We start from the raw sequence: 25,665 nt of genomic DNA, 5'->3' as shown, positions 1-25,665 counted from the left end.
AACTGGCGACGAACGTAGCACGGTAAACCTGGGCGAAACGGTATTTCCCGTACGGCGATTCGTGGACCGGGACCGGCACAGTGCCGGTATGCGTGGCCGGTTGCGGACACTGTGCCGGTGCCACGGGCCGTGCGGCGCCCGTAGGCTGCGCAGAACAGTCCGAGCCCGCCGAGCCCCCCGAGGTCACGCCCGTGAGCACGCCGTCCGACCCCGCCCTCGGTGCCGCCGTCAAGGCCGCCGACCGCGCGCACGTCTTCCACTCCTGGTCCGCCCAGGGCCTCATCGACCCGCTGGCCGTCGCGGGCGCCGAGGGCTCGTACTTCTGGGACTTCGACGGCAAGCGCTATCTCGACTTCTCCTCCCAGCTCGTCAACACGAACATCGGCCACCAGCACCCCAAGGTGGTGGCGGCGATCCAGGAACAGGCCGCGCGGCTGTGCACGTTCGCGCCGGGCTTCGCCGTGGAGGCGCGCTCCGAGGCGGCCCGGCTGATCGCCGAGCGGACGCCGGGCGACCTGAACCGGGTCTTCTTCACCAACGGCGGTGCCGAGGCGGTCGAGAACGCCGTCCGGATGGCCCGGCTGCACACCGGCCGCCCCAAGGTGCTCAGCGCCTACCGCTCGTACCACGGGGCCACCGCCGCCGCGATCCACCTCACCGGCGACCCGCGCCGCTGGCCGTCCGACAGCGGCGCCGCCGGGGTCGTCCACTTCTGGGCGCCGTTCCTCTACCGCTCGCCGTTCCACGCGGAGACGGAGGAGCAGGAGTGCGAGCGGGCGCTGAGGCACCTGGAGGACACGATCGTCTTCGAGGGGCCGGCGACGGTGGCCGCGATCATCCTGGAGACGGTGCCCGGCACCGCGGGGATCATGGTCCCGCCGCCCGGCTACCTGGCCGGGGTGCGCGCGATCTGCGACCGGTACGGGATCGTCTTCGTCCTCGACGAGGTCATGGCGGGCTTCGGCCGGACCGGCCGCTGGTTCGCCGCCGACCACTGGGACGTCGTCCCGGACCTGATGACCTTCGCCAAGGGCGTCAACTCCGGCTACGTCCCGCTCGGCGGGGTGGCCATCTCCGACGAGATCGCCGCGACCTTCGAGACGCGCCCCTACCCGGGCGGACTGACCTATTCCGGCCATCCGCTGGCCTGCGCCTCCGCGGTGGCGACGATCAACGCCATGGCCGAGGAGGGCATCGTGGAGAACGCCGCCCGGATCGGCGAGGAGGTCCTCGGCCCCGGGCTGCGCGAGCTCGCCGAACGCCACCCCTCGGTCGGCGAGGTGCGCGGCACCGGCGTCTTCTGGGCGCTGGAGCTGGTCCGCGACCGGGAGACCCGCGAGCCGCTGGTGCCCTACAACGCCACGGGCGGGGACAACGCCCCGATGGCCGCCTTCACCGCGGCGTGCCGCGCGTCGGGCCTGTGGCCGTTCGTGAACATGAACCGGACCCATGCCGTCCCGCCGTGCACGATCAGCGACTCCGAGGCGAAGGACGGTCTCGCGCTGCTGGACGAGGCGCTGACGGTGGCTGACCGCCACACCGCCTGACCGTACGGGTACGCTCCCCGACGGCCCTCGCCTATCTTGTTGCGAGGGCCGTTCGCGCGCTGGCGCGCGGTCACGGAAGGGGAGACGGACAACAATGGCCGGCAGCGAGGCTGTCAAGCGCACGACGCTGCGCTCACAGATCGCCGACGCCCTGCGCGAGGAGGTCATCGCGGGCCGGCTTCCGGCGGGGCGGCAGTTCACCGTCAAGGAGATCGCCGAGAGCTACGGGGTCTCGGCCACCCCCGTCCGCGAGGCGCTGCTCGACCTGTGCTCGCAGGGGCTCCTCGACGTCGAGCTGCACCGGGGCTACCGGGTGCGGGAGTTCTCGTACGCCGACTTCCTGGACATGGTCGAGGCCCGCACGATGATGCTGGAGGGCATGTTCCGGCACGCCACCGAGCAGGCGATGACGGCCGCCACCCCGCCCGTCCTGGCCTCCGTGCGGCGCCGCGCCGAGGAGGCGTCGCGCGCCGCGAGCGCCGGCGACCTCGACATCCTCATCGGCTACGACCTGCGCTTCTGGCGCGAGTTCGCGGCCCTGGTCGGCAACCCCTACATCTCCGACTTCCTGGACCGGGTGCGGGTGCAGTGCTGGGTCTTCATGGTGCCGCTGCTGCGCCGGGTCGCCGATCTGCGCGGACGGCTGTGGTGCGGGCACACCGAGATGGTGGACGCGCTCGCCCGCCGGGAGGCGGCGGCCGTGCAGCGGATCGTCACCGGCTACAACACCCATGCGATGACGCTGATCAAGTCTTTGACGGCCTGAGGGAGCTCGTCGGAATCCGCCGGAATCCGGCCTTCCATGTCCGTCGGCCCTGTGTGACAACCCGCTGAGCGGCACTACTCTGGCCCGACCATCGCACTGAAGGCGAATACGAGAGTGAGCTCACGTGGCCTGTGACCTCTGGCTTGTCCCCCTGGTCGACGTGCTGTGCCACAGCCCCGACAACCCGTTCGCCGAGGAGATCGCCGTCTACGACAAGGCGCTCGGCGAGGCGGGGCTGCCGCCCGTCCCCGTCTTCGGCTACATGCCCGGCCTGTCCGGGGACGTGGCCCCCGTAGCGGGCTTCGACTACGACGCGCTCCACTTCCTGCGCCGCGCCCACCTGCTGAACCTGTGCGGACTGACCGTCACCCCCGTGGACGAACTCGGCGGTGACTACGAGCAGTTGCTGGAGATGTTCGAGAGCACCGCCCAGCAGTCGCACCTGGTCTGGCACTACGACCACGCCGGGGCGTACGTCCCGGTGGACTTCGCCCATCCGCTGAGCAACGACGAACTCCTCGACGGCGGCGGCCCCTTGGGCTCCAGTCACGGCCTGCTGCGCGAACTGCGCTCCGTGGCCCCGGTGCTGGGCATCGATCCGGACAACCCGCCCGAGGCCCCGGCCGCCCCGGGCCGCCCCACCACGCTGGACGAGCGGGCGGTGCCCGGCCCGGCGGACGACAGCCCCTTCGCCCGGGAGCGGCACGTGTGGCTGGGGCTGCACGCGGCGGCCACCCGGAGCCTGGGGCAGGGCTCGATGATCGTCTTCAGCTGAGGGCCGTCCTCTGAAGGCCGTCCTCGGCCGGCGGCGGGCCGCCGGGCGCCCTAGCGGGGCGACTCCGGCGGCCGCTGGCGCGGCATGTTGGGCCGGGAACCGGGCGGGATGGGGAAGCGGCCGACGGTCACGCCGTTCTCCCGGGGACCCCAGGCGACCAGCGACTGCGTCAGCAGCGGCGCCGGGCCGGCGCGGAACTCCACCATCCAGTCGGCCGTTTCGGCCCGGACGAGCTCCGAGACGTCCTCCGAGAAGCGGCGCAGCACCGTCAGACAGCGCTCGGCCGCCTCGCTCGCCGTGCCCTCGGTCGGGCCGAGCACCTCGCGCACGCACTCCGACGCCCAGTCGAACTGCAGGACCTCCAGCCGCCGTTGGACCGCCTGCGCGGTGGCCACGGCGCGCATCCAGCCCGTGGTCAGCCCGAAGTAGCGGTCGCAGCCGACGCAGGCCACCGTGCCCAGCAGGGCGAGGAACGCCCAGGTGCCGCCGGAGCGGAGGGCACCGGCCAGCTGGAGCAGCGGCAGCGCGGCCCCGACGACCGTGCACGCCGCGGCGGCCACCCGCAGGACGCGGGCCCAGCGCCGTTTCCAGGCCCGGTCGGCCAGATACCAGTCGGCCAGGTACAGCGCGCCGCTTTCCACCCACCGGTACAGCTCGTCCAGCCGCTGGGCCGGCTCGCCCCAGTCGCCCAGCGGGAACGTCCGGCCGCGCAGGTCTCCCCGGTGCTTCCCGTCCTGCTCCTTGGGGAGTCCCTCGGGTCGCATCTCAGGCTGGCTCACACCTGCACTCCCTCTTCGCTGCTGTGTACCGCTGTCACCGCCCCTTTCCTACCGCCGAACGGTTGGCCTTGTGCGCCGGATCCGGTCTTTGCCGCCCATAAGTGCCTGGGAATCGGGTATAGGGGCGCTTTTCGCCCTCACTCGAAAGAGTGGGTCACCTGTGTGGACGTGACGGGGCGCGTGCGGCGAAACGTTCTGACGAGGTCCGACGGGCGTCGTGGGAGAGCAGGGACGGGCGGCACTGATCGTTCCGGAAGGCAATAGGGTGACCCCCGTGAAGGTCCTCGTCATCGGCGGCGGCGCCCGCGAACACGCCCTGTGCCGCTCACTGTCCCTCGATCCCGACGTCACCGCGCTGCACTGCGCCCCGGGCAACGCCGGCATCGCCGAGGTCGCCGAGGTGCACCCGGTCGACGCCCTCGACGGCGCGGCCGTCGCGGACCTGGCCGCCGCCCTGGGCGCGGACCTGGTCGTCGTCGGCCCGGAGGCCCCGCTGGTCGCCGGCGTCGCCGACGCGGTGCGCACGCGCGGCATCCCCGTCTTCGGGCCGTCCGCGGAGGCGGCCCGGCTGGAGGGCTCCAAGGCGTTCGCCAAGTCCGTGATGGCGTCCGCGAACGTGCCCACCGCCCGCAGCTACGTCTGCACCACCCCGGCGGAGGTCGACGCGGCGCTCGACGCGTTCGGCGCCCCCTACGTCGTCAAGGACGACGGGCTCGCGGCGGGCAAGGGCGTCGTCGTCACCGACGACCTCGCCGCGGCGCGCGAGCACGCCCTCGCCTGTGAGCAGGTCGTCATCGAGGAGTTCCTCGACGGCCCCGAGGTCTCCCTCTTCGCCGTCACCGACGGCGAGACGGTCGTCCCCCTCCAGCCCGCCCAGGACTTCAAGCGCGCCCTGGACGGCGACCGGGGCCCCAACACCGGTGGCATGGGCGCCTACTCGCCGCTGCCGTGGGCCGACCCCAAGCTGGTGGACGAGGTCCTGCGGACCGTCCTCCAGCCGACCGTCGACGAACTGCGGCGGCGCGGCACGCCGTTCTCCGGCCTGCTCTACGCCGGACTGGCGATCACCTCGCGCGGTGTCCGCGTGATCGAGTTCAACGCGCGCTTCGGCGACCCCGAGACGCAGGTCGTCCTGGCCCGTCTGAAGACCCCCCTGGCCGGCCTGCTCCACGCGGCGGCCACCGGCACGCTGGCGGCCCTCCCGCCCCTGCGCTGGTCCGACGGCGCGGCCGTGACGGTCGTCGTCGCCGCGCACAACTACCCCGGCACGCCGCGCACCGGCGACGTGATCGAGGGCCTGGCGGAGGCGGACGCCGTCGAGGGCGCGTACGTCCTGCACGCCGGGACGAAGCGGGACGAGGCGTCGGGCGCGGTGGTCGGCGCGGGCGGCCGCGTCCTGTCGGTGACGGCATCGGGCACGGACATCGCGGACGCCCGGACCCGGGCGTACGAGGCGGTCTCCCGCATCCGCATGGCCGGCTCGCAGCACCGGACGGACATCGCGGCGCGGGTGTCCTGAGGGAAGGTTTCCGCCCCGGCCCCGCCCTTTCACCGTTTCCCCGGGGGCAAGCCCCCGGACCCGGACCGCCCTCCGGGCGGTGGCGGGGCTTCGCCCCTGCGCCCCACCGGGGCTCCGCCCCCTGGACCCCTGAAGCGCCCTGCGGGCTCCCCCAGAGGGGGCACCCCCAGTCCTCAAACGCCGGGCGGGCTGGATTTCGCGCCCGGGCGCGCAAACCAGCCCGCCCGGCGTTTGAGGACGAGCGGCGGAGCCGCGACAAACGGGGTCCGGGGCGGAGCCCCGAAGCAGGGGCGCGGGGGCGCAGCCCCCGCATGCCCCGCCCGCGCCGAGCGCGGCCCCCCCGGGGCGGAGCCCGGGAAGAAACGGTGAAAGGGCGGGGTGGGGAAGGAAAAAACTCCTCCCCCCACTTCGCGCAGCCGCTCGACGCAAAGCCATTCCATCGGGTGACCGATAGGCCGATTGGCTGACGTACGCCCCAGGCCCAACTAGGGTGCCGCGCAGGCCGACCGCCGCGCGTCCGGCAACTGGCCCACCGGCATTGCGATGTCAGAGGCCGGTGCCACAGTGGGGTGGTAGGCGACGACGGCGGCCCCCTCCCGGCCGTCGTGGCTCCCGGGAAACGGATCCACAGCGGACGACAGGCAATTGGGGGTGATCGGTCTCGTGGCAAGTACGGCAGGTACGGAAGCCGGCGCGCACGCCGCGCGCACCCGGGCCCTGGCCGTGCTGCGCGTCCGCAGCACCGCGCTGGCCGTCGCCCTGCTGCCGGCCGCCGCGGCCGTGGTGCTGCTCGCCGGTTCGCTCACCGGCCGGATCCCCGACGGGAGCGCCGTCGCCGCCGCCCGCCCGGCCGTGACCGCCGCCGCGCTCGTCGTCCTCGCGCTCACCGCCGTCGTGGCCGCGGTGGTCGTCCGGGCCCGCCCGGCGCTCAGCCCCACCGTGCCCGTCCCGGAGGAGACCGCCCCCGACCTCTACCGCCTGGTCCGCGACCTGGCGGACCGCCTCGACGTCCCGGCGCCCTCGGCCATAGCCCTCACCCCCGACTGCGACAGCTGGCTGGAGGACCGCACGCATCCGGCGCACCGCGTCCGCCCGGCGCCGGGCGGGCGGCAGCGCCGCCCCGCGACCCCGGTGCTGGTGATCGGCTCGCCGTTCCTGTGGTGGATGCGCGTCGCCGAGCTGCGCGCCCTGCTGGCCCCGGTCGTCGCCGGCACCGGCCCGTCCGCCCAGCCGGACATAGCCGCCGCCCGCCGTTTCGTCCGCGGCCTGGACGCGGCCGTGGCGGTCGCCGCCGGCCGTCCACTGCTGGCCTTCGTCGGCTGGACGGCCCGGCTGCTGCTGCGTTCCTGCCGCGAGCACGCGGCCGAGATGGAGCGCGGCGTCGCCGCGGCCGCCTCCGAGCGCGCCCAGGCCGTGGACTACGGCCTGCGGATCGTCGCCCAGGAGCAGGTCGGCCTCGCCTACGCCGGCTGGGACCGCCTGCTCAACCGAGTCGCCCTGCCCGCCTGGCGGATGGGCCGCTGGCCGTCCCGGCTCGACGCCGGCGTGGTCTCCGCGCTGACCGAGCTCTCCCGGCGCGACCGGCTCGCCGAGGGCTTCGCCTCCCGCCTGGGCGAGCGGCCCGCCTGCGATCTGCTGGAGGAGCCGGGCGTCATCGACGAGGCCGCCTCCCTGCTGGCCGCCCGGCTCTTCCACGGCGGCCCGGAGCGGCCCTGCCCCGGCTGGACCCCGGTCAGCTGGAGCCAGTACCCGGAGGAGGTCGTGGACCGCAAGTGGCGGCTGGAGGCCGCCCGGCTGCACCGCGTCCTGGAGGACGCCCTCGACCTCACCGCCTGCCCCGCCGGTTCCGTGCCCGTCGTGGACGGCACTCCCGCCCCGCCCACGGTCGCCCGCGTCCTCGACCGCCTCACCGGCCCGGCCGGTCCGGGCGTCGGCGAGCGGCTGGGCGCCCGGCTCAGCGCCGAGCTGGCCCGCGAGGCCGGCCACCGCACCGACGGCGCCCGCCCGCCCGGCGGCCCGGGCGGGGCAGCCGCCCATGGCGCCGACGGGCCGCGGTTCGACGGGCTCGTCCCGCTGTTCCCGCTCCAGCCGCCGCGCAGCGAACGCGAGTTGCTCACCGACCACGTCACGGCCATGATCTGCTGCGCCGCGGTGGACACCGCGGGCGCCGTCCCCGGCCTCGACTGGCTGGACGGCCCGGCCCTGCTGGTCGGCGGCGCCCGCCGCGCCGACCTGGCCCGCACGGTGCTCAGCCTCGTCGAGGACGGGGACGGGGAGCCGCTGCGCGCCTGGCTGGGCGAGGTCGGTGTCCGTCCGGAGAAGCCGGTCCGGCTCGGCTGAGCGCGGCGGCGAGGGGAGGGGGCAAGGGTGGACGGCTGGGAATCCGGCGCGCTCGCGCACGCCGCGACCGACCCCTTCCCCGCGGCCCCGCTGCCCTGGCTGCGGTCCTCCGCCGCCGCCCCCTGGTACGCCGTCGACGACGTCCGCCGCCCGATCCGGGGCTTCACCCCGCAGCCCTCCGTCCTCCCCGGCGGGACCGTGGACTTCCGCGTCACCGTGGAGCCCCCGCGCCCCTTCACCGCGACCGTCCACCGCATCGGCCACTACGCGGGCCACGGCGCCGCCAGGGTGGCCGCGAGCCCGCCGCTGGCCGGTATGGTCCAGCCGCCGCCGCTCGTCGCGGACCGCGCCGTCTCCTGCCACCACTGGTGGCTCTCCTGGCGCCTGCCCGTCCCCGCCCACTGGCCGCCCGGCGCCTACGTCGCGGTCCTGGCCACCGACGACGGCGCCCGCGCCCACGTCCCGTTCACCGTCCGCGACACGGCCCCCGCCGACCTGCTGCTCGTCCTCCCCGACCTCAGCTGGCAGGCGCACAACCTCTACCCCGAGGACGGCCGCACCGGCGCCGGTCTGCACCACGCCTGGGACGAGCAGGGCCGGCTGCTCGGCGAGGAGGACGCCGCGGTCACCGTCTGCGCCGACCGCCCCTACGCGGGCACCGGCCTGCCGCCCGGCATCGGGCACGCCTACGACGTCATCCGCTGGGCCGAGCGCCATGGCTACGACCTCGGCTACGCCCACGCCACGGACCTGCACGCGGGGCGCGTGGACCCGGCCCGCCACCGGGGCCTGGTCTTTCCCGGCCCCGCCCCGTACTGGACCGCGCCCCTGCGGCGCGCCGCCGAGGCCGCGCGCGACGGCGGCACCTCCCTGGTCTTCCTCGCCGCCGACACCCTCCACTGGCAGCTGGAGACGGCCCCCTCGCCGGCCGGCCCGGACCGCCTGCTGACCTGCCGCAAGTACCGCGGCGCCGGGCGCTCCGCGCGGTGGCGCGACACCGCCCCCGAGCAGCAACTGCTGGGCATCCAGTACGCGGGCCGCGTCCCGGCCCCCGCCCCCCTGGTCGTCCGCAACGCCCGGCACTGGCTGTGGGAGGGCACCGGCGCCGAGGAGGGGGAGGAGCTCCCCGGCCTCGTCGCGGGCGCCGCCGACCGCTACCACCCGCGCACCGCCCTGCCCGCGCACACCGAGCGCATCCTCCTCGCCCACTCCCCGTACCGGGACGCCAAGGGCGCCCGGCGCCACCAGGAGACATCCCTGTACCGGGCGCCGAGCGGCGCCCTGGTCTTCGCCTCCGGCACCTCGGCCTGGGCCCCCGCCCTGGACCGGCCGGGCCACGCGGACGCCCGTGTCCAGCGCGCCACGGCCAACCTGTTCGACCACATCTGCAAACCCGCCTGACCCTCTGCCGGACGCGCCGCGGGCATGCGGCAGAATCGAGGCGTTTGGACAAACCACCAGGAGGACGCGTGTCCGGATTCGTCGAGAAGCCCGAACCCGTGGAGGTGCCCGGCCTTGTGCATCTGCACACGGGCAAGGTCCGCGACCTCTACCGGGACGGGGACGGCCGCCTGGTGATGGTCGCCAGCGACCGCATGTCCGCCTACGACTGGGTGCTGCCCACCGAGATCCCGGACAAGGGCCGCGTCCTCACCCGGCTGTCCCTGTGGTGGTTCGAGCGGCTCACCGACCTCGTGCCGAACCACGTCCTCTCCACCGAGCTGCCGCCCGGCGCCCCCGCCGACTGGGAGGGCCGCACGCTGGTCTGCCGCTCCCTGGACATGCTCCCCGTCGAGTGCGTGGCCCGCGGCTATCTGACCGGCTCCGGTCTGGCGGAGTACGAACAGACCCGCACCGTCTGCGGCCTCGCCCTGCCCGAGGGCCTCACCGACGGCTCCGAGCTGCCCTCCCCGATCTTCACGCCCGCGACGAAGGCGGAGGTCGGCGAGCACGACGAGAACGTCGCGTACGAGGAGGTGGCCCGGCAGGTCGGCGCCGAGACGGCGGCGGAGCTGCGGCAGGCGACGCTCGCGGTCTACGACCGGGCCCGGGAGATCGCGCGGGACCGGGGCATCATCCTCGCCGACACAAAGTTCGAGTTCGGCCTGGCCGACGGTTCGCTGGTGCTGGCGGACGAGGTCCTCACCCCCGACTCGTCCCGCTTCTGGCCGGTCGACCAGTGGGCCCCGGGGCGCCCGCAGCCCTCCTTCGACAAGCAGTACGTGCGCGACTGGCTGACCTCCCCGGCGTCCGGCTGGGACCGCCACGGCGACATGCCCCCGCCGCCCCTGCCGGACGACGTCGTCGCCCAGACCCGGGCCCGCTACGTGGAGGCGTACGAACGCCTGACGCTGACGCGCTGGCAGTAACGGAACGGCAAGATCCACCTACAGTGGGGACGCATGTCCACCTCCGCCCCCACCCCCATCCTCGTCGTCGACGACGACCCCGACGTCCGGGAAGCCGTCGCCGACAGCCTTCGCGTCGAGGGCTACGAGGTCCGGACCGCCCCGGACGGCCTCGCGGCCCTCGAAGCCCTCGCGGCCGGGCCGCAACCCGCAGCCCTCGTCCTCGATCTCGCCATGCCCGTCCTCGACGGCCTCTCGGTCTGCCGCCGCCTGCGCGAGCTCGGCGACCGCACCCCCGTGCTCGTCCTCACCGCCCGGGACACCGTCTCCGACCGGGTCGCCGGCCTGGACGCCGGGGCCGACGACTACCTCGTCAAGCCCTTCGCCCTCGACGAACTCCTCGCCCGGCTGCGCGCCCTCCTGCGCCGCGCGGCCCCCGCCGGGGAACAGCAGGGCGGCGGGGAGCAGTTGGCGTTCGCCGACCTCGCCGTGGACCCGGTCACCCGCACCGGCACCCGCGCCGGTGTCCATCTCGACTTCACCCGCACCGAGTTCACGCTCCTGGAGCTGTTCCTGCGGAACCCCGGCCAGGTCCTGCCCCGCGAAACGATCCAGCAGCACGTCTGGGGAGCCGACTTCGGGCCGGAGTCCAACTCCCTCTCCGTCTACATCGGTTACCTCCGCCGCAAGCTGGAACAGGGCGGCGCCCCCCGCCTCCTGCACACCGTGCACGGCATCGGCTACCGCCTGGCGGACCGGTGAGGCCCCGGGTGAAGGCCCGGCTGCGCACCCGCCTCGCGATCGTCACGTCCGCCGCCGTGGCCGTCGTCGCCCTCGGCGTGCTCGCCGCCGCATATGTGGTCATCCGCTACGAGATCAGGAACCAGCTCGACCTCCAGCTCAAGCAGCAGTCCGGCGCGATCGCCCAGCAGGGCCGGCTGAACGGCACCGGAGTGCTCTACGCGGAGTGCGCCTGGCTCGCCGCCCCCGCCTGCGCCCAGGTCGTCCCCGCCGATCCGGCGGCCCCCGGGCAGAGCAGGCTGGTCCTGCCCGTCACCGGCGCCACGCGCCGCGTCGCGTCCGGCACCCTCGGCCCGTACTACAGCGACATCGTCCGCGACGGCCGCTCGCTGCGGATGTACACCACCCCGCTCGGCCGCGGCCGGGCCCTCCAGGTCGCCGTGCGCTCCGACACCGTGGAGAAGGGCGTCGAACAGGCCGGTCTGCTCCTGGGCGCGGTCGGCGGCGCCGGAGTGCTGCTGGCCGCCGGCCTCGGCTATTTCTCCTCCCGCACGGCGCTGCGCCCCGTGACCCGGCTCACCGCCACGGCCGAGCGCATCGCCGCCACCCGCGACCCGGCCCACCGCATCGAGCTGCCGCCCCACGAGGCCGAGCGCGGGGACGAGATCACCCGCCTCACGGACAGCTTCAACACCATGCTGGGCGAGCTGGAGGACGCCGTCGCCGCCCAGCGCCGTCTCGTCGCGGACGCCTCCCACGAACTGCGCACCCCGCTCACCGCCCTGCGCACCAACGCCGAACTCCTGGCCCGGGCGGAACGGCTCACCCCCGCCCAGCGGGACCGCGCCGCGACCGCCCTGGGCCGTCAGCTGCGCGAGGTCACGGGCCTGGTCAACGACCTGATCGAGCTGGCCCGTGACGAGGAACCGCAGCAACTGGTCGAGCCCGTACGGCTGGACCTGCTCACCGAACGCTGCACGGCCGACGCGCGCGGTCACTGGCCGGACACGCCGTTCGCCCTGGAGGTGGAAGAGGCGGACGCGGACCGGCTCACGGTGGACGGCGTCCCGGCCCGCCTCGCCCGGCTGCTGGCCAACCTGCTCGACAACGCGGCCAAGTTCAGCCCGCCCGGCGGCGCCGTCGAGGTGCGGCTGAGCGGCACCGGCACCACAGGTCACCTCGACCTCACGGTCCGCGACCACGGCCCGGGGATCTCCGCCGAGGACCTGCCGTACGTCTTCGACCGCTTCTACCGCTCCCGGCAGGCCCGCGCCCTGCCCGGCTCCGGACTCGGCCTCGCGATGGCCCGGCAGATCGCCCGCGCCCACGGGGCGGAGCTCACCGCGGAACGCGCGGAAGGCGGCGGCGCCCTCTTCCGCCTCCGCTTCGACCGCGGCCAGAACGCCGCGGGAACGCCATAGGAACGCCGAAGGCCCCGGTCTGATGACCGGGGCCTTTGCTCTGGAGCGGACGACGAGGCTCGAACTCGCGACCTCAACCTTGGCAAGGTTGCGCTCTACCAACTGAGCTACGTCCGCATTTCGCTCCGCGCTCTCGTGCGGTGCGGGTTCCACTATAGCCAACCCTGAGCGCGTGCGATGCGCGCCGCCGCATGACGGTTCTCCGCACCCAGCTTCGCGGCGGCCGCCGAGAGGTAGTTGCGGACCGTCCCGGCCGTCAGCCGGGCCCGCTCCGCGATCTCCGCGACGGGCGCCCCGTCCTCCGCCAGCTCCAGCAGCTCGGCCTCGCGGGCGGTCAGCGGGGAGTCCCCCGCACTGATCGCGTCGGCGGCCAACTCCGGGTCCACATAACGGCTTCCGCCGTGCACGGTACGGATGATCTCGGCGAGGTGCTGCGCCGAGACGGTCTTCGGGACGAACCCCCGCACCCCCACCTCCAGGGCGCGCTTGAGGTGCCCGGGCCGGCCGTGCCCGGTCACGATCATGGTGCGGCAGCCGGGGAGTTCGGCCCGTAGAGTTGTGGCCACCGTCACACCGTCGGCACCCGGCATCTGAAGATCCAGCACCGCGACGTCGGGCCGGTGCGCCCGCGCCATGGCGATCGCCTCCGGCCCCGAGGCGGCCTCGGCGACGACACGGAGGTCGTCCTCCAGCCCGAGGAGCGCGGCGAGCGCGCCACGGATGAGGTGCTCGTCGTCGGCGAGCAGCAGAGTGATCACGAGGTTCCTCCGGGAGACGCGGTGAGGACGACGGCCGGGGGATCCGGGTCCGGCTCCGGGCGCTCCGGCGCGAGCGGCAGCACCACCGTCACCCGGAACGTCCCCTTGCCCCGCCGCTCGGCCACCAGCGTCCCGCCGAGCGCGACGGCCCGTTCGCCCAGCCCCGTGAGACCGGAACCGCCGGAGCTGCCATGGCCGTCGGCGCCGGACTTCGGCGCCGCGCCGCCCACCCCGTCGTTCTCCATGATCAGCTCCACCCGGCCGTCCGCCGTGCGCAGCCGGATGGCGCACCGGCCGGCCTCCGCGTGCCGCAGCACATTCGTCGTCCCCTCCCGGACCGTCCAGGCGAGCACCGACCGCACCGCGGGCGGCAGCTCCTCGCGCACAGTGTCGTCGACCCGGCAGACGATCCCCGCGGCGCCCAGCACCCCGCGCGCCCCGGCCAGTTCCGTCGGCAGGTCCGCCTCGCGGTAGCCGCGCACCACCTCGCGCATGTCCCGCTGCGAATCCCGCGCTATGCGCTGCACCTCGGCCATCTGCTCCACCGCGGCGGGCGACCCCCGCCGGGCCAGCTGCCCGGCGAGCTCGCTCTTGAGGGCGATCACCGTGAGATTGCGGCCGAGCACATCGTGCACGTCCCGCGAGAAGCGCAGCCGCTCCTCCGCGACGGCCAGCCGCGCCTGCACGGCCCGGGCCGCCTCCGCCTCCCACATCACCGCGAGCACCCAGCCCGTGGTCCGCACCGTGGACAGGCTCCACAGCGCGAGGAACCAGATCATGAAGGCGACGACCACCGCCCCCGCCGCCCGGCCCCCGAGCGGCAGGACGGCCAGGCCCGCCAAGGGCCCGCCCACCAGGCACCACAGCAGATAGGTCCGCACCCGCGCGGCCAGCAGGCTCAGCGCCCCGAAGAACGTCAGCCCCCCGGACAGGAGCGCGGTGCCCCGCGCGGTGGCGTGGGTGATCCCGTCGCCCTGCACCAGGACGACCAGCACCGCCAGGGTGACCATCTGCAGCACCCCGGCGAGGACGATGCGCCGCCAGGGGGCCGGCCGTTTCAGCCGGTAGTGCTCCAGAGAACGCCGGAGCAGGCCCACCCCCAGCACGCACTGCCCGAGGCTCAGCACCGACAGCAACTGCGACAGACCCCGGCCCCCACCGGTTTCGCCCAGCAGAGTGGGGGCGGCGCTGAGAGGAAAGACGAACGGCAGCAGATACAGCGTCCAGCGCATATAGCTGTCCACCTGGGCGATCCTGCTCCGCCCCCGCCAGCCCGTCAGCCGTGCCGGTACCCCCATGTCCTCCCCCGTCTCAACGCCGCGGCTCCCAGCGGAACCATCGGTTCACAGCAAACACGGCCACCCCCGTCCAGGCCAAGGCGGTCATCATCTGCCCCACCGCCTCGTAGGCGCCCATCCCGCCGAGCCATCCGCCGCGCAGCAGCGCCACGGCCGGGCTGAGCGGCAGCAGCTCGCACACCGAGGCCACCGGGCCGGGCAGGAGCTCCAGCGGAACGGCCATCCCCGAACCCATGAACGAGACGAGGAACAGCGGCAGCGTCACCAACTGGGCGCTCTCGACGGACCGCGCCCAGGCGGACGTCGCCGCGGCCAGTGTCGCGCACACCACGATGCCCAGGACCAGCCCGGCCGACACCAGATCGGGCCGGGCCGGGGCCCGTATCCCCAGCCGGGTCACCCCCACGACGGCCAGCAGCGCGCACTGCGCCACGGATATCAGCACGGCGGGCAGCGCCGTCCCCGCGAGGATCTCCGGATCCCGCGCCTCCCCACTGCGCAGCCGCTTGAGGACCAGCTCCTCGCGCCGCGCCACATAGGCGCTGACGAGGTTCTGGTGGACGACGAAGAGCAGGACGAAACCGAAGCCGGCCGTCATGGCCATCTCGTCGAGGGACATCCCGGCCTTGTCGAGGTCGAGCCCGTCTATGCCGCCGATGCCGTTCCGCAGGGCCCAGGCCATCACCGGGGGCATCAACAGCGCCGTATAGAGGGCGAGACGGTTGCGCCCGAGCAGGGTCAGCTCGGCGCGGCCGAGGGCCAGCATCCGCGTCAGGGCCGTCATGCGTCCGCCTCTTCCCGGGCGCTGCCCGCGCCCGCTATCGCCAGGAAGGCCTCCTCCAGCGAGGCGGTCCGGGCGTCCAGCCCCTCCAGCTCGACGCCCGTTTCCCGGGCCCACAGCAGGAGTCCGGTGAGCGTGCGCTGCAGCTCCCGCGTCCTGAGCTCCACCTGCCCGCCGGCGCCCGGGAGTTCGGAGTGGCGCAGGACACCCAGCTCGGCCAGCGGCGGCAGGTCCCCGACGAACCAGCCCGGCGGCATCGCGAAACGGATGCGGGACGGCCGCCCGGCGATGACCTCACCGGGCGTGCCCTCGGCCGCTATCCGGCCCTCGCTCATGATCGCCAGGCGGTCGGCCAGGGCCTCGGCCTCCTCCAGATAGTGCGTGGTGAGCACCACGGTCGTCCCCCCGTCGCGGAGCTCGCGCACCAACTCCCAGGTGAGGTGGCGGGCCTGGGGATCGAGACCGGTCGTCGGCTCGTCCAGGAACAGCACCTCGGGCCGGCCCAGCAGGGCGAGCGCCAGATCGAGCCGGCGCCGCTCGCCTCCGGAGAGCTGCTTGACGCGGACGTCCCGCCGCCCGTCGAGCCCCACGAGCTCCAGCGCCTCGCCGACGGGGCGCGCCCCCGTGGTGCACCCGGCCCACATCGTCGCCGTCTCGGCCGCCGTGAGCCCGGACGGGAAGCCGCCCTCCTGGAGCATCACCCCTATCCGGGGCCGCACCACGGCCCGTTCGCCGTACGGATCACGGCCGAAGACCCGGACCCGGCCGCCGGTCGGCGGAGCGAGGCCCTCCAACAGCTCGACGGTGGAGGTCTTCCCCGCCCCGTTCGTCCCCAGCAGCGCGAACAACTCCCCGCGCCGCACGTCGAAGCTGATCTCCCGCACGGCGTCGAAGCCGGCCGCGCCGGCCGGTCCGTACCTCCGCCGCAGCCGTGAGACCTCGATCACACTCTCCCCGGTGTTCATGACTCCAGCGTCCCGGCGACCGGGAGGAGAGTGCAGTGCGGCCCGTCATGACTTCCGCTGACAAACGTCATGTGAGGCCGGAGGAAGGGGCGATGGAGGGGAAGAGGGGAGGGGGGAGGGGAAGGGCGGAGGAAGGAAACGCCGCGGGAACGCCATAGGAACGCCGAAGGCCCCGGTCTGATGACCGGGGCCTTCGTTCTGGAGCGGACGACGAGGCTCGAACTCGCGACCTCAACCTTGGCAAGGTTGCGCTCTACCAACTGAGCTACGTCCGCATTCGCTCCGCGCTTCCGTGCGGTGCGTGCACCACTCTACCTGATCCACCGGAGTGGTCGGTAAGCGATGAGAGCGGGTGACAGGAATCGCACACTGCGCCTCCCCCTTGGAAAGGGGGCGCTCTACTACTGAGCTACACCCGCATGCCGTCCTTCGGACCACAGGAGTGGCCGTTTGAACGGTCAGAGCGGGTGACAGGAATCGCACACTGCGCCTCCCTCTTGGAAAGAGGGCGCTCTACTACTGAGCTACACCCGCGCGCCATCCTCCCGACCACAAGCGTGATCGGTCGAACGGTCAGAGCGGGTGACAGGAATCGCACACTGCGCCTCCCCCTTGGAAAGGGGGCGCTCTACTACTGAGCTACACCCGCGCGTTCCGGGGAGTCCGGCCTTCCGGCCTCGCCCCTCGGCGTGATCCAGACTCTAGCGGATCATGTGGGGGGCGATGCAAATCCGGTTCCCCGAAGGGCAGTCGGCCTCGGGGACGGTTGCGGACAGGGCTGTGCAAAGGCGGACAAGAGTGCCCCCGGGGTCGGGCGGCGGGCCCGCTCCCCGGGGGCGTTGTCGTCAGTTCGCCGCGTTGAACGCCTCGTACACCTTCTTGGGGATCCGGCCCCGGGGCGGCACCTCCATGCCGTTCGACCGGGCCCACGCGCGCACCGCCGCCGGGTCCGGGGCGACGGAGGTGCGGCGGTACGCCTTGCCGGAACGGGCGCGCTTGCGGCCCGCGTCCAGGTAAGGCTCCAGTGCGAGTCGGAGTTTCTTCGCATTGGCAGTGTTGAGGTCGATCTCGTACGACTTGCCGTCGATGCCGAAGGTGACGGTCTCCGCGGCCTCTCCTCCGTCGATGTCATCGAAGAGCGTCACTACCACACGCTGCGCCACGGAATGGTCCTTTCAGCCTGTACCACCGCGTCTGACCTGCGGTGATGCATGGGTCTAGATGGTTCTCCGGCAATGTATTTCCGGCTCTGCGGCAGGATCTGCAACAAAGGGCATTGCCCGGTGCAGCCCAGTTAATTCCGTCGGCGTGCCGGTTTGCAATGGGAACCGTGTGTCCTTCCGGTATTTTTCCGGGATTTTTTCTCGCGGTGGCGCCCCGGTGACCGTCGGTAAAGGCGTCGGAGGCCCTCCGATATCTACCCGCGTAGATTTTTTGGGGCGGTACGCTGGCGGCACCGCTTCAGCTCACGCACCACACACCGGGAGTGCCAGTGGCACGCGTCGTAGTCGACGTCATGCTCAAGCCGGAGATCCTCGACCCGCAGGGGCAGGCGGTGCAGCGCGCGCTGCCACGCCTGGGCTTCAAGGGGATCGCCGACGTCCGTCAGGGCAAGCGCTTTGAACTCGAGGTGGAGGGGCCGGTCGACGAGGCCGCCCTCGCCCGCATCCACGAGATGGCGGAAACGTTTCTCGCCAACACCGTGATCGAGGACTTCACCGTCCGGGTCGAAAACGGGACCGGAACCGAGGCCGGGACCGAGACCGGGGCCGGGTCGTGACGGCACGCGTAGGGGTCATCACTTTCCCCGGCACGCTCGACGACCGCGACACCCAGCGCGCCGTCCGCATCGCCGGCCTGGAGGCGGTGCCGCTCTGGCACCGCGACAAGGACCTCAAACAGGTCGACGCCGTGGTCCTGCCCGGTGGCTTCTCCTACGGCGACTATTTGCGGGCGGGCGCCATCTCCCGCTTCTCGCCGGTGATGGAGACGGTCGTCGAGCGGGCGAGGGAGGGAATGCCCGTCCTCGGCATCTGCAACGGCTTCCAGGTGCTCACCGAGACGCACCTCCTGCCCGGCGCGATGCTCCGCAACAACCACCTGCACTTCATCTGCCGCGACCAGAAGCTCCGCGTGGAGAACGCGGACACCGCCTGGACGGCCGACTACGAGGCGGGCCAGGAGATCTCCGTCCCGCTCAAGAACATCGACGGCCGCTATGTGGCCGACGAGCGCACGCTGGACGAGCTGGAGGCCGAGGGCCGGGTCGCCTTCCGCTACCTCGACGGCAACCCCAACGGCTCGCTCCGCGACATCGCCGGCATCACCAACGCCGCCGGGAACGTCGTCGGGCTGATGCCGCATCCCGAGCACGCGGTCGAGCCGTTGGTCGGCACGGGCCGCACGGACGGCCTCGGGTTCTTCACGTCGATCCTCAAGAAGCTGGTCAAGGCATCATGACTCTCGACACCGTCAAGCACGCCGCCGAGACCCCCGACGCCCCGCAGCCGTGGGCCGAACTCGGCCTGAAGCAGGACGAGTACGAGCGCGTCCGCACCATCCTCGGCCGCCGGCCCACCGGCGCCGAACTCGCCATGTACTCGGTGATGTGGTCCGAGCACTGCTCCTACAAGAGCAGCAAGGTCCACCTCCGCCAGTTCGGCGAGAAGGCTCCGGCCAACGACGCCCTCCTCGTCGGCATCGGCGAGAACGCCGGCGTCGTGGACGCGGGCCAGGGCTATGCGGTCACCTTCAAGGTCGAGTCGCACAACCACCCCTCGTACATCGAGCCCTACCAGGGCGCGGCCACCGGCATCGGCGGCATCGTCCGCGACATCCTCGCCATGGGCGCCCGCCCGGTCGCCGTGATGGACCCGCTGCGGTTCGGCGCGGCCGATCACCCCGACACCAAGCGGGTGCTGCCCGGCGTCGTCTCGGGCATCGGCGGCTACGGCAACTGCCTGGGCCTGCCCAACATCGGCGGCGAGGTCGTCTTCGACCCCTGCTACCAGGGCAACCCGCTGGTCAACGCGCTCTGCGTGGGCGTGATGAAGCACGAGGACATCCACCTCGCCAAGGCCTCCGGGGCCGGCAACAAGGTCATCCTCTACGGCGCCCGCACCGGCGGCGACGGCATCGGCGGCGTCTCCGTCCTGGCGTCGGAGACCTTCGACTCCACAGGCCCGGCCAAGCGCCCCGCCGTCCAGGTCGGCGACCCCTTCCAGGAGAAGCTCCTCATCGAGTGCACCCTGGAGGTCTTCCGCGAGCACCTGGTCGAGGGCATCCAGGACCTCGGCGGCGCGGGCCTGTCCTGCGCCACCAGCGAGCTCGCCTCCGCCGGTTCCGGCGGCATGCGCGTCGAGCTCGACACCGTTTCGCTGCGCGACGCGACCCTCTCGCCCGAGGAGATCCTCATGAGCGAGTCGCAGGAGCGCATGTGCGCGATCGTCGAGCCGGACAAGGTCGACCGCTTCCTGGAGATCTGCGAGAAGTGGGACGTCATCGCCACCGTCATCGGTGAGGTCACCGACGGCGAGCGGCTGGAGATCTTCTGGCACGGCGAGCAGATCGTGGACGTGCCGCCGCGCACCGTCGCCCACGAGGGCCCGGTGTACGAGCGTCCGTACGCCCGTCCCGAGTGGCAGGACGCCCTCCAGGCCGACGACGCGGCGAAGCTGCCGCGCCCGGCGACCGGGGAGGAGCTGCGCGAGCAGGTCCTCAGGCTGGTCGCGTCCCCGAACCAGGCGTCCAAGTCCTGGATCACCAGCCAGTACGACCGCTTCGTGCAGGGCAACACGGTGCTGGCGCAGCCGGAGGACTCCGGCATGGTGCGCATCGACGAGGAGACGAACCTCGGCGTCGCCGTCGCCACCGACGGCAACGGCCGCTACGCCAAGCTCGACCCGTACGCGGGCGCGCAGTTGGCGCTCGCCGAGTCGTACCGCAACGTGGCCGCCACCGGCGCCCGCCCGCTGGCCATCTCCAACTGCCTCAACTTCGGCTCGCCCGAGGACCCGGCCGTCATGTGGCAGTTCGCCGAGGCCACGCGGGGTCTGGCCGACGGCTGCCTGGCCCTGGGCACCCCGGTCACCGGCGGCAACGTCTCGCTCTACAACCAGACCGGCGACACCGCCATCCACCCGACGCCGGTGGTCGCCGTGCTGGGCGTCATCGACGACGTCAACCGCCGTACGCCGATGGCGTTCGCGGAGCAGGGCCAGCTGCTCTACCTGCTGGGCGACACGCGCGAGGAACTCGGCGGCTCGGCCTGGTCGCAGGTGATCCACGACCACCTCGGCGGTCTGCCGCCGGCCGTGGACCTCGACCGCGAGAAGCTGCTGGGCGAGATCCTCATCTCGGGCTCGCGCGACGGCATGATCGACGCGGCGCACGACCTGTCGGACGGCGGTCTGATCCAGGCGGTCGTCGAGTCGTGCCTGCGGGGCGGCAACGGCGCCCGCATCGTCGTCCCCGACGGTCTGGACCCGTTCGTCCTCCTCTTCTCCGAGTCGGCGGGCCGGGCGGTCGTCGCGGTCCCGCGCAGCGAGGAGCTCCGCTTCACGGACATGTGCGGGGCGCGGGGGCTTCCCGCGACGCGGATCGGTGTGGTGGACGGCGAATCCGTCGACGTCCAGGGGCAGTTCAGCCTGCCGCTGGCGGAGGTGCGGGACGCCTACGAGGCGACGATCCCGGCGCTGTTCGGGTAGGGATTTCCCCCACCCCGCCCCTTCCCGTAACCGGGGCCCCGCCCCGGACCCCGTTTCGCGGCTCCGCCGCGTTCGTCCTCAAACGCCGGACGGGCTGATTCAGCCCGTCCGGCGTTTGAGGACAGCACCCGAAGGGTGCTTCGGGGTCCAGGGGCGGAGCCCCGGTTACGCGGCGGAGCCGTGTCCGGGTGCCGGGGCCTGCCCCGGAAGAGACGGTGAGAGGGCGGGGCCGGGGCTCTCCTCCGCCACGGCCGGAGCCACGGCCGGCACCCGCAGCCGCAACGCCAGCAGCAACGCCACCCCCACCACCCCCGCCGCGACGGCGAACACCGTGTCCACGGACGTGACGAACGCCCCGACCGCGTCGGCCCGTTCGGCCCCCCGGAGCGACGCGATCCCGCTCGCCGACCCGCCCGGCCCCTCCGCCGCGTACACCCGCGCCAGCACCGTCCCGAACAGCGCCGACCCCAGCGACGTCCCCAGCGTCTGGAAGAAGCGGACGCCCGTCGTCGCGACTCCGAGCTGATGCCGTGGTGCCGCCTGCTGCACCAGCACGATCAACTGCCCCAGCAGTTGCCCGAATCCGGCTCCCAGCAGCAGCATTTCGCCCCGGACGACCCATAGGTCCGTATCCACGTCCGTCAGCGCCAACAGCCCCATGGCCGCGCCCGCGCAGAGCGCGCCGCTGATCACGGACGTCTTCGGGGAGGCCCCGAGCCGGGTGGTGACCAGCCCCGCGCCCGCCATGCCGAGCGCCATCGGGAGCATGAACAGGCTCGCCGAGGTGGGCGCGATGCCCCGGGCCACCTGCAGGTAGAGCATCACGTAGACGATCGCGCCGATCAGTGCGAGCCCGACGAGCCCCTGCACCGCGAAGCCGACGCGCAGCACGGGATTGCGGAACAGCGAGAGCGGAAGCACCGGTTCGGCCGCGGTGGCCTGGCGCCACAGGAAGAGGGCGAGCAGGGCCGCCGAACCGCCCAGCAGGCCCAGGATCACCGGCGAGCCCCAGCCGTGGTCGCGGCCGCCCCACTCGGCGACCAGCAGCAACGTGGTGGAGAACGCCGCGGCGAGGGCGGCCCCGAGGAAGTCGATGCGGTGCCGTACGCCGTGGTGGGGCAGGTCGAGGACGAACGCGCCGCCGATGAGTACCGCAAGCCCGATGGGCAGGTTGACGTAGAAGATCCAGCGCCAGTCGGCGTGGTCGGAGAGGAAGGCGCCGAGGAGCGGGCCGAGGGCCATACCGGTGCCGGCGACGAGCCCGCCGACGGCGGATCCCTTGCCCCCGCCCTTCTCCACCGGCTCCTTGAGCTGGGCTATGACGACCATCGTGCCGCTCATCAGCCCGCCGCCACCGATGCCTTGGACGGCGCGGAAGGCGATGAGCTGGTCCATGGAACCGGCGGCGCCGCACAGCGCGGAGCCGACGAGGAAGACCGCGACCGCGCCCAGGAAGACCCGCTTGGCCCCGAGCGTGTCGCAGAGCTTGCCGTAGAGCGGCAGCACGGCGGTGGAGGCGAGGGCGAAGGCACTGATGAGCCAGGAGATGCGGTCGATGCCGTGGGCGGGGTCGAGGTCCTCGACGATCGGGACGGTGACGGCCGAAACGATGTTCTGGTCGAGGACGGCCAGCAGCATCGTCGCGAGACAGAGGGCGAAGCCGGCTTTTCGCTTGCCGGAGGACAGCGGTGCGGTCATGGGGGCAACCTTGAAGCACAAACGTGTACCGAGTCAATTCTTTATCCGGGATCAAATTTCATCTTGGTACAGTCATGGCATGAGCGAGGAGCCGGGGCTGCGCGAGCGCAAGAAGACCGAGACCCGCCGCAGGCTGTGGAAGGTCGCCGCCGAACTCTTCCTGGAGCGCGGCTTCGACAAGGTCTCCGTCGCCGAGATCGCCGCCGCGGCGGACGTGTCCAAGATGACGGTCTTCAACTACTGCGGCACCAAGGAGGACTTGGTCCTCGGCCCGATGCGCGAGCACGTCGACGACGTGGCGCGGGCCGTGCGGGAGCGGGCGCCGGGAGAGTCCGTGGTCGCCGCGGTGCGCCGCCAATTCCTGGCGGCGGTCGACGCGTTCGACGCGTCGGTGGGGATGAACGACCACTCCTACGTGCTGCGGGTGCGCCGGCTGGTCGCCGAGACGCCGTCGCTGCTGGCCCGGGCCCAGGAGCTGGTCTACCTCGGCACGCAGCGCCTCGCACAGGTGCTGGCCGAGGAGGCGGCCCCGGGGGAGGAGCCCCTGGCGCGGGTCGTGGCGGCCCAGCTCATGGGCGTCCGCTCCGCGCTCCTGACGCACAACCACCAGCGGTTGCTGGCGGGGGAGCGGGCGGCGGACATCGCGGCCGACGCGAAGGCGCTGGCCGAGCGGGCCTTCGGCACGGTCGAGTTCGGGCTGGGGGATTACGGGACGAAGTGACGGGCGGCGCCCGTCCGTACGCCGGCGCCCGTCCCGTACGCCCGGAGCTACGCTCGCCCCATGAGCCCCGCCCCCCGCACACCGCGCCCCCGTGTCTTCGACCCCGTCAAGATCCGCACCGCCCTGGAGGGCGAACTCCGGGCCGTGCGGGCCGCGGTGGAGGCGGTGTGCGACGAGCCCGGCGCCCTCGACACGCCGACCCGTCTCGGCGACTGGACCGTCCGCGAGCTCGTCGTCCACCTCACGGCCGTTCTCGGGCGTCTCCCCGGATATCTCGCCGAACCCGCCCCGGACCCCGCCGCCGAACGCGTCGACCTGCGGAGTTACCTCCCCCTCCTCGGCACGGCCGCCGCTGCCGTGGACGAGGAGGCCGCCGGCCTGGCCGCCGGTGCGGAACCCCGCGCCGTCGCCGAGCGGTTGGGCACCGCCGCGGACCGGCTGATCGAAGCGTCCACGACCGATTCCGGCACTGTGATCACCAGCCGCTTCGGCCCCATGACCGTCGCCGACTTCCTGGTGACCCGCCTCCTGGAGGCCGTCGTCCACGCCGACGACCTCGCCGCCGCCACCGGCGTCGCGGTCGCCCACGACCGGCAGGCCCTCGCGGCCGTCACCCGGCTGCTCGCCGACGCGCTGGCCGCCAGGGCCCCCGGCGGTTCGGTGGAGGTGCGGATCCCGCCGTTCGCCGTCGTCCAGTGCGTGGCGGGCCCCCGGCATACCCGCGGCACCCCGCCCAACGTCGTCGAGACCGACCCGCTGACCTGGATCCGGCTGGCCACGGGCCGCCTCGACTGGGCCGCCGCGGTCGAGAACGCGCTGGTCAGTGCGAGCGGCGAACGCGCGGACCTGTCCGCACAACTTCCCTTGCTCAGTTGAGCGGACGCTCATCCGCTGTACGCGTGGTGTGGCTGTGCGTGGTGTGAGACATCCCCGGTCGTCCCCGGTTCGGATGAACCACGTTGCTGCCATAGACTCGAGGTGTGCCTCGTGGTGATGGACGACTCAACCACGACCTGCTCCCCGGCGAGAAGGGCCCCCAGGACGCTTGCGGCGTCTTCGGTGTCTGGGCTCCCGGCGAAGAGGTCGCCAAACTCACCTATTTCGGGCTGTATGCGCTGCAGCACCGTGGACAGGAGTCCGCGGGCATCGCGGTGAGCAACGGCTCCCAGATCCTGGTCTTCAAGGACATGGGCCTCGTGTCCCAGGTCTTCGACGAGACCTCCCTAGGCTCGCTCACCGGCCATATCGCCGTGGGCCATGCCCGCTACTCCACCACCGGGGCCTCGGTGTGGGAGAACGCCCAGCCCACCTTCCGGGCGACCGCCCACGGCTCCATAGCCCTCGGGCACAACGGCAACCTGGTCAACACGGCCGAGCTGGCCGAGATGGTGGCCGCGCTGCCGCGCGACGGCGGCCGGGCCACCCAGGTCGCGGCGACCAACGACACCGACCTGGTCACCGCCCTCCTCGCGGGCCAGACCGACGACGACGGCAAGCCGCTGACCGTCGAGGAGTCGGCCGCCAAGGTCCTCCCGGACGTCAAGGGCGCCTTCTCGCTCGTCTTCATGGACGAGCACACCCTGTACGCCGCACGCGACCCGCAGGGCATCCGCCCGCTCGTGCTGGGCCGCCTGGAGCGCGGCTGGGTGTTCGCCTCCGAGACCGCCGCCCTCGACATCGTCGGGGCGTCGTTCGTCCGCGAGGTGGAGCCCGGCGAGCTGATCGCCATCGACGAGCAGGGCGTGCGCAGCAGCCGCTTCGCCGAGGCCCGGCCCAAGGGCTGCGTCTTCGAGTACGTCTACCTCGCCCGCCCCGACACCGACATCGCGGGCCGCAACGTCTACCTCTCCCGCGTCGAGATGGGCCGCCGTCTGGCCAAGGAGGCCCCGGCCGAGGCCGACCTGGTGATAGCGACCCCGGAGTCCGGCACCCCGGCCGCCGTCGGGTACGCCGAGGCCAGCGGGATCCCGTACAGCTCCGGCCTGGTCAAGAACAGCTACGTCGGCCGGACGTTCATCCAGCCGAGCCAGACCATCCGCCAGCTCGGCATCCGGCTCAAGCTCAACCCGCTGAAGGAGGTCATCCGCGGCAAGCGCCTGGTGGTCGTGGACGACTCCATCGTCCGCGGCAACACCCAGCGCGCCCTGGTGCGGATGCTGCGCGAGGCCGGCGCCGCCGAGGTCCACATCCGGATCTCCTCGCCGCCGATCAAGTGGCCGTGCTTCTTCGGCATAGATTTCGCCACCCGTGCCGAGCTGATCGCCAACGGCATGACGGTGGAGGAGATCGGCAAGTCCCTGGGCGCCGACTCCCTCGCCTACATCTCCATCGACGGCATGATCGAGGCGACCACCATCGCCAAGCCGAACCTCTGCCGCGCCTGCTTCGACGGCGAGTACCCGATGGAGCTGCCCGACCCCGAGCTGCTCGGCAAGCATCTGCTGGAGACCGAGCTCGCAGGCGGCCCCGACGCCGCGGACGCCCTGCGCCGCCCGTAAGAAC

At 73.0% G+C, this 25,665-nt stretch carries 22 protein-coding genes and 5 tRNA genes; 15 read left to right on the top strand and 12 right to left on the bottom strand.

The window, feature by feature from the left end; genetic code table 11:
* Nucleotides 1-191 precede the first annotated feature (191 nt).
* The 3 genes from AB8735_RS18745 (at nt 192) to AB8735_RS18735 (ending at nt 3,088) form a co-directional block, all read left to right on the top strand.
* The gene (locus AB8735_RS18745) at nt 192-1,547 is read left to right on the top strand and encodes an aspartate aminotransferase family protein (RefSeq protein WP_372408529.1); all 1,356 of its coding nucleotides are present in this window, start codon (nt 192-194) and stop codon (nt 1,545-1,547) included.
* Between the two features lie 94 nt (nt 1,548-1,641).
* Entirely contained in the window at nt 1,642-2,313 is a 672-nt protein-coding gene (locus AB8735_RS18740) for a GntR family transcriptional regulator (protein WP_344018602.1), read from the top strand.
* A 124-nt stretch (nt 2,314-2,437) separates the two neighbouring features.
* Nucleotides 2,438-3,088, top strand: coding sequence for a hypothetical protein (locus AB8735_RS18735; protein WP_344018604.1), 651 nt, complete (start codon nt 2,438-2,440; stop codon nt 3,086-3,088).
* A 50-nt stretch (nt 3,089-3,138) separates the two neighbouring features.
* Here AB8735_RS18735 and AB8735_RS18730 read toward each other — a convergent pair whose 3' ends face one another.
* Entirely contained in the window at nt 3,139-3,852 is a 714-nt protein-coding gene (locus AB8735_RS18730; protein ID WP_372411873.1) for an SLATT domain-containing protein, read from the bottom strand.
* 289 nt (nt 3,853-4,141) lie between these two features.
* On the opposite strand from AB8735_RS18730, the gene purD reads away from it, so the two are divergent.
* The 6 genes from purD (at nt 4,142) to AB8735_RS18700 (ending at nt 12,236) form a co-directional block, all read left to right on the top strand.
* Nucleotides 4,142-5,386, top strand: coding sequence for a phosphoribosylamine--glycine ligase (purD, locus tag AB8735_RS18725; protein ID WP_344018609.1), 1,245 nt, complete (start codon nt 4,142-4,144; stop codon nt 5,384-5,386).
* Between the two features lie 663 nt (nt 5,387-6,049).
* Nucleotides 6,050-7,726: a hypothetical protein gene (locus AB8735_RS18720; RefSeq protein WP_372408527.1), complete on the top strand. Its 1,677-nt coding sequence runs from the start codon at nt 6,050-6,052 to the stop codon at nt 7,724-7,726.
* 27 nt (nt 7,727-7,753) lie between these two features.
* Nucleotides 7,754-9,127, top strand: coding sequence for a N,N-dimethylformamidase beta subunit family domain-containing protein (locus AB8735_RS18715; protein WP_372408525.1), 1,374 nt, complete (start codon nt 7,754-7,756; stop codon nt 9,125-9,127).
* Nucleotides 9,128-9,195: 68 nt separating this feature from the next.
* Nucleotides 9,196-10,095, top strand: a complete 900-nt coding sequence (locus AB8735_RS18710) for a phosphoribosylaminoimidazolesuccinocarboxamide synthase (protein ID WP_372408524.1) — start codon at nt 9,196-9,198, stop codon at nt 10,093-10,095.
* 33 nt (nt 10,096-10,128) lie between these two features.
* A complete protein-coding gene (locus AB8735_RS18705) occupies nt 10,129-10,836 on the top strand; it encodes a response regulator transcription factor (protein ID WP_372408523.1) in 708 nt (235 codons plus the stop codon).
* Nucleotides 10,833-12,236, top strand: a complete 1,404-nt coding sequence (locus AB8735_RS18700; protein ID WP_344018620.1) for a HAMP domain-containing sensor histidine kinase — start codon at nt 10,833-10,835, stop codon at nt 12,234-12,236. Before AB8735_RS18705 ends, AB8735_RS18700 begins: the two co-directional genes overlap by 4 nt.
* A 41-nt stretch (nt 12,237-12,277) precedes the next feature.
* On the opposite strand, the gene AB8735_RS18695 is transcribed toward AB8735_RS18700, so the two are convergent.
* The 10 genes from AB8735_RS18695 to AB8735_RS18650 all read right to left on the bottom strand — a co-directional run bounded on the left by AB8735_RS18695 (nt 12,278) and on the right by AB8735_RS18650 (nt 17,201).
* Nucleotides 12,278-12,353 (bottom strand) — tRNA-Gly (locus tag AB8735_RS18695).
* A gap of 35 nt (nt 12,354-12,388) precedes the next feature.
* The gene (locus AB8735_RS18690) at nt 12,389-12,994 is read right to left on the bottom strand and encodes a response regulator transcription factor (RefSeq protein WP_372408522.1); all 606 of its coding nucleotides are present in this window, start codon (nt 12,992-12,994) and stop codon (nt 12,389-12,391) included.
* Nucleotides 12,991-14,292, bottom strand: a complete 1,302-nt coding sequence (locus tag AB8735_RS18685; protein WP_372408520.1) for a sensor histidine kinase — start codon at nt 14,290-14,292, stop codon at nt 12,991-12,993. Before AB8735_RS18685 ends, AB8735_RS18690 begins: the two co-directional genes overlap by 4 nt.
* Before the next feature lie 13 nt (nt 14,293-14,305).
* Entirely contained in the window at nt 14,306-15,076 is a 771-nt protein-coding gene (locus AB8735_RS18680) for an ABC transporter permease (protein ID WP_372408518.1), read from the bottom strand.
* Nucleotides 15,073-16,038: an ABC transporter ATP-binding protein gene (locus AB8735_RS18675; protein ID WP_344018628.1), complete on the bottom strand. Its 966-nt coding sequence runs from the start codon at nt 16,036-16,038 to the stop codon at nt 15,073-15,075. Before AB8735_RS18675 ends, AB8735_RS18680 begins: the two co-directional genes overlap by 4 nt.
* A 199-nt stretch (nt 16,039-16,237) precedes the next feature.
* Nucleotides 16,238-16,313 (bottom strand) — tRNA-Gly (locus tag AB8735_RS18670).
* Between the two features lie 72 nt (nt 16,314-16,385).
* Nucleotides 16,386-16,457: transfer RNA gene (locus AB8735_RS18665), tRNA-Gly, on the bottom strand.
* Nucleotides 16,458-16,500: 43 nt separating this feature from the next.
* Nucleotides 16,501-16,572, bottom strand: a tRNA-Gly gene (locus AB8735_RS18660).
* Between the two features lie 43 nt (nt 16,573-16,615).
* Nucleotides 16,616-16,687: transfer RNA gene (locus tag AB8735_RS18655), tRNA-Gly, on the bottom strand.
* Between the two features lie 196 nt (nt 16,688-16,883).
* Nucleotides 16,884-17,201 (bottom strand): Lsr2 family protein, encoded by a 318-nt coding sequence (locus AB8735_RS18650; protein WP_049719212.1) that lies wholly within the window; start codon nt 17,199-17,201, stop codon nt 16,884-16,886.
* 329 nt (nt 17,202-17,530) lie between these two features.
* Between AB8735_RS18650 and purS the strand changes: the two genes are divergently transcribed.
* From purS to purL, 3 genes are read left to right on the top strand one after another with little or no spacing between them, the layout of a single operon-like run.
* On the top strand, nt 17,531-17,818 hold the full coding sequence (gene purS / locus AB8735_RS18645) for a phosphoribosylformylglycinamidine synthase subunit PurS (protein WP_344018633.1): 288 nt from the start codon (nt 17,531-17,533) through the stop codon (nt 17,816-17,818).
* Nucleotides 17,815-18,498: a phosphoribosylformylglycinamidine synthase subunit PurQ gene (gene purQ / locus AB8735_RS18640; protein ID WP_344018636.1), complete on the top strand. Its 684-nt coding sequence runs from the start codon at nt 17,815-17,817 to the stop codon at nt 18,496-18,498. The genes purS and purQ overlap by 4 nt, the downstream gene beginning before the upstream one ends.
* Nucleotides 18,495-20,744: a phosphoribosylformylglycinamidine synthase subunit PurL gene (gene purL / locus AB8735_RS18635; RefSeq protein WP_372408515.1), complete on the top strand. Its 2,250-nt coding sequence runs from the start codon at nt 18,495-18,497 to the stop codon at nt 20,742-20,744. The genes purQ and purL overlap by 4 nt, the downstream gene beginning before the upstream one ends.
* A gap of 165 nt (nt 20,745-20,909) precedes the next feature.
* Here purL and AB8735_RS18630 read toward each other — a convergent pair whose 3' ends face one another.
* Complete coding sequence (locus tag AB8735_RS18630) at nt 20,910-22,442, bottom strand: MFS transporter (RefSeq protein WP_372408514.1); 1,533 nt, start codon at nt 22,440-22,442, stop codon at nt 20,910-20,912.
* A gap of 79 nt (nt 22,443-22,521) precedes the next feature.
* On the opposite strand from AB8735_RS18630, the gene AB8735_RS18625 reads away from it, so the two are divergent.
* The 3 genes from AB8735_RS18625 (at nt 22,522) to purF (ending at nt 25,661) form a co-directional block, all read left to right on the top strand.
* Entirely contained in the window at nt 22,522-23,163 is a 642-nt protein-coding gene (locus AB8735_RS18625; protein WP_344018642.1) for a TetR/AcrR family transcriptional regulator, read from the top strand.
* 60 nt (nt 23,164-23,223) lie between these two features.
* Complete coding sequence (locus tag AB8735_RS18620; RefSeq protein ID WP_372408512.1) at nt 23,224-24,039, top strand: sterol carrier family protein; 816 nt, start codon at nt 23,224-23,226, stop codon at nt 24,037-24,039.
* Nucleotides 24,040-24,143: 104 nt separating this feature from the next.
* A complete protein-coding gene (gene purF / locus AB8735_RS18615; RefSeq protein ID WP_372408511.1) occupies nt 24,144-25,661 on the top strand; it encodes an amidophosphoribosyltransferase in 1,518 nt (505 codons plus the stop codon).
* Nucleotides 25,662-25,665: the final 4 nt, after the last annotated feature.

This window comes from Streptomyces luteireticuli (genome assembly GCF_041519305.1).
Classification (GTDB): domain Bacteria; phylum Actinomycetota; class Actinomycetes; order Streptomycetales; family Streptomycetaceae; genus Streptomyces; species Streptomyces luteireticuli.
The sequence above is the reverse complement of the archived record's forward strand: the minus strand, read 5'-3'. Positions and strand labels throughout refer to the sequence as shown.

What these genes read in the sequence shown, in the direction of transcription:
- AB8735_RS18740 (WP_344018602.1), top strand. Translation starts at nt 1,642, where the DNA reads ATGGCCGGCAGCGAGGCTGTCAAGCGCACGACGCTGCGCTCACAGATC.
- AB8735_RS18730 (WP_372411873.1), bottom strand. Translation starts at nt 3,852, where the DNA reads ATGCGACCCGAGGGACTCCCCAAGGAGCAGGACGGGAAGCACCGGGGA.
- AB8735_RS18705 (WP_372408523.1), top strand. Translation starts at nt 10,129, where the DNA reads ATGTCCACCTCCGCCCCCACCCCCATCCTCGTCGTCGACGACGACCCC.
- AB8735_RS18685 (WP_372408520.1), bottom strand. Translation starts at nt 14,292, where the DNA reads ATGGGGGTACCGGCACGGCTGACGGGCTGGCGGGGGCGGAGCAGGATC.
- AB8735_RS18680 (WP_372408518.1), bottom strand. Translation starts at nt 15,076, where the DNA reads ATGACGGCCCTGACGCGGATGCTGGCCCTCGGCCGCGCCGAGCTGACC.
- AB8735_RS18675 (WP_344018628.1), bottom strand. Translation starts at nt 16,038, where the DNA reads ATGAACACCGGGGAGAGTGTGATCGAGGTCTCACGGCTGCGGCGGAGG.
- purL (WP_372408515.1), top strand. Translation starts at nt 18,495, where the DNA reads ATGACTCTCGACACCGTCAAGCACGCCGCCGAGACCCCCGACGCCCCG.
- AB8735_RS18630 (WP_372408514.1), bottom strand. Translation starts at nt 22,442, where the DNA reads ATGACCGCACCGCTGTCCTCCGGCAAGCGAAAAGCCGGCTTCGCCCTC.
- AB8735_RS18625 (WP_344018642.1), top strand. Translation starts at nt 22,522, where the DNA reads ATGAGCGAGGAGCCGGGGCTGCGCGAGCGCAAGAAGACCGAGACCCGC.
- AB8735_RS18620 (WP_372408512.1), top strand. Translation starts at nt 23,224, where the DNA reads ATGAGCCCCGCCCCCCGCACACCGCGCCCCCGTGTCTTCGACCCCGTC.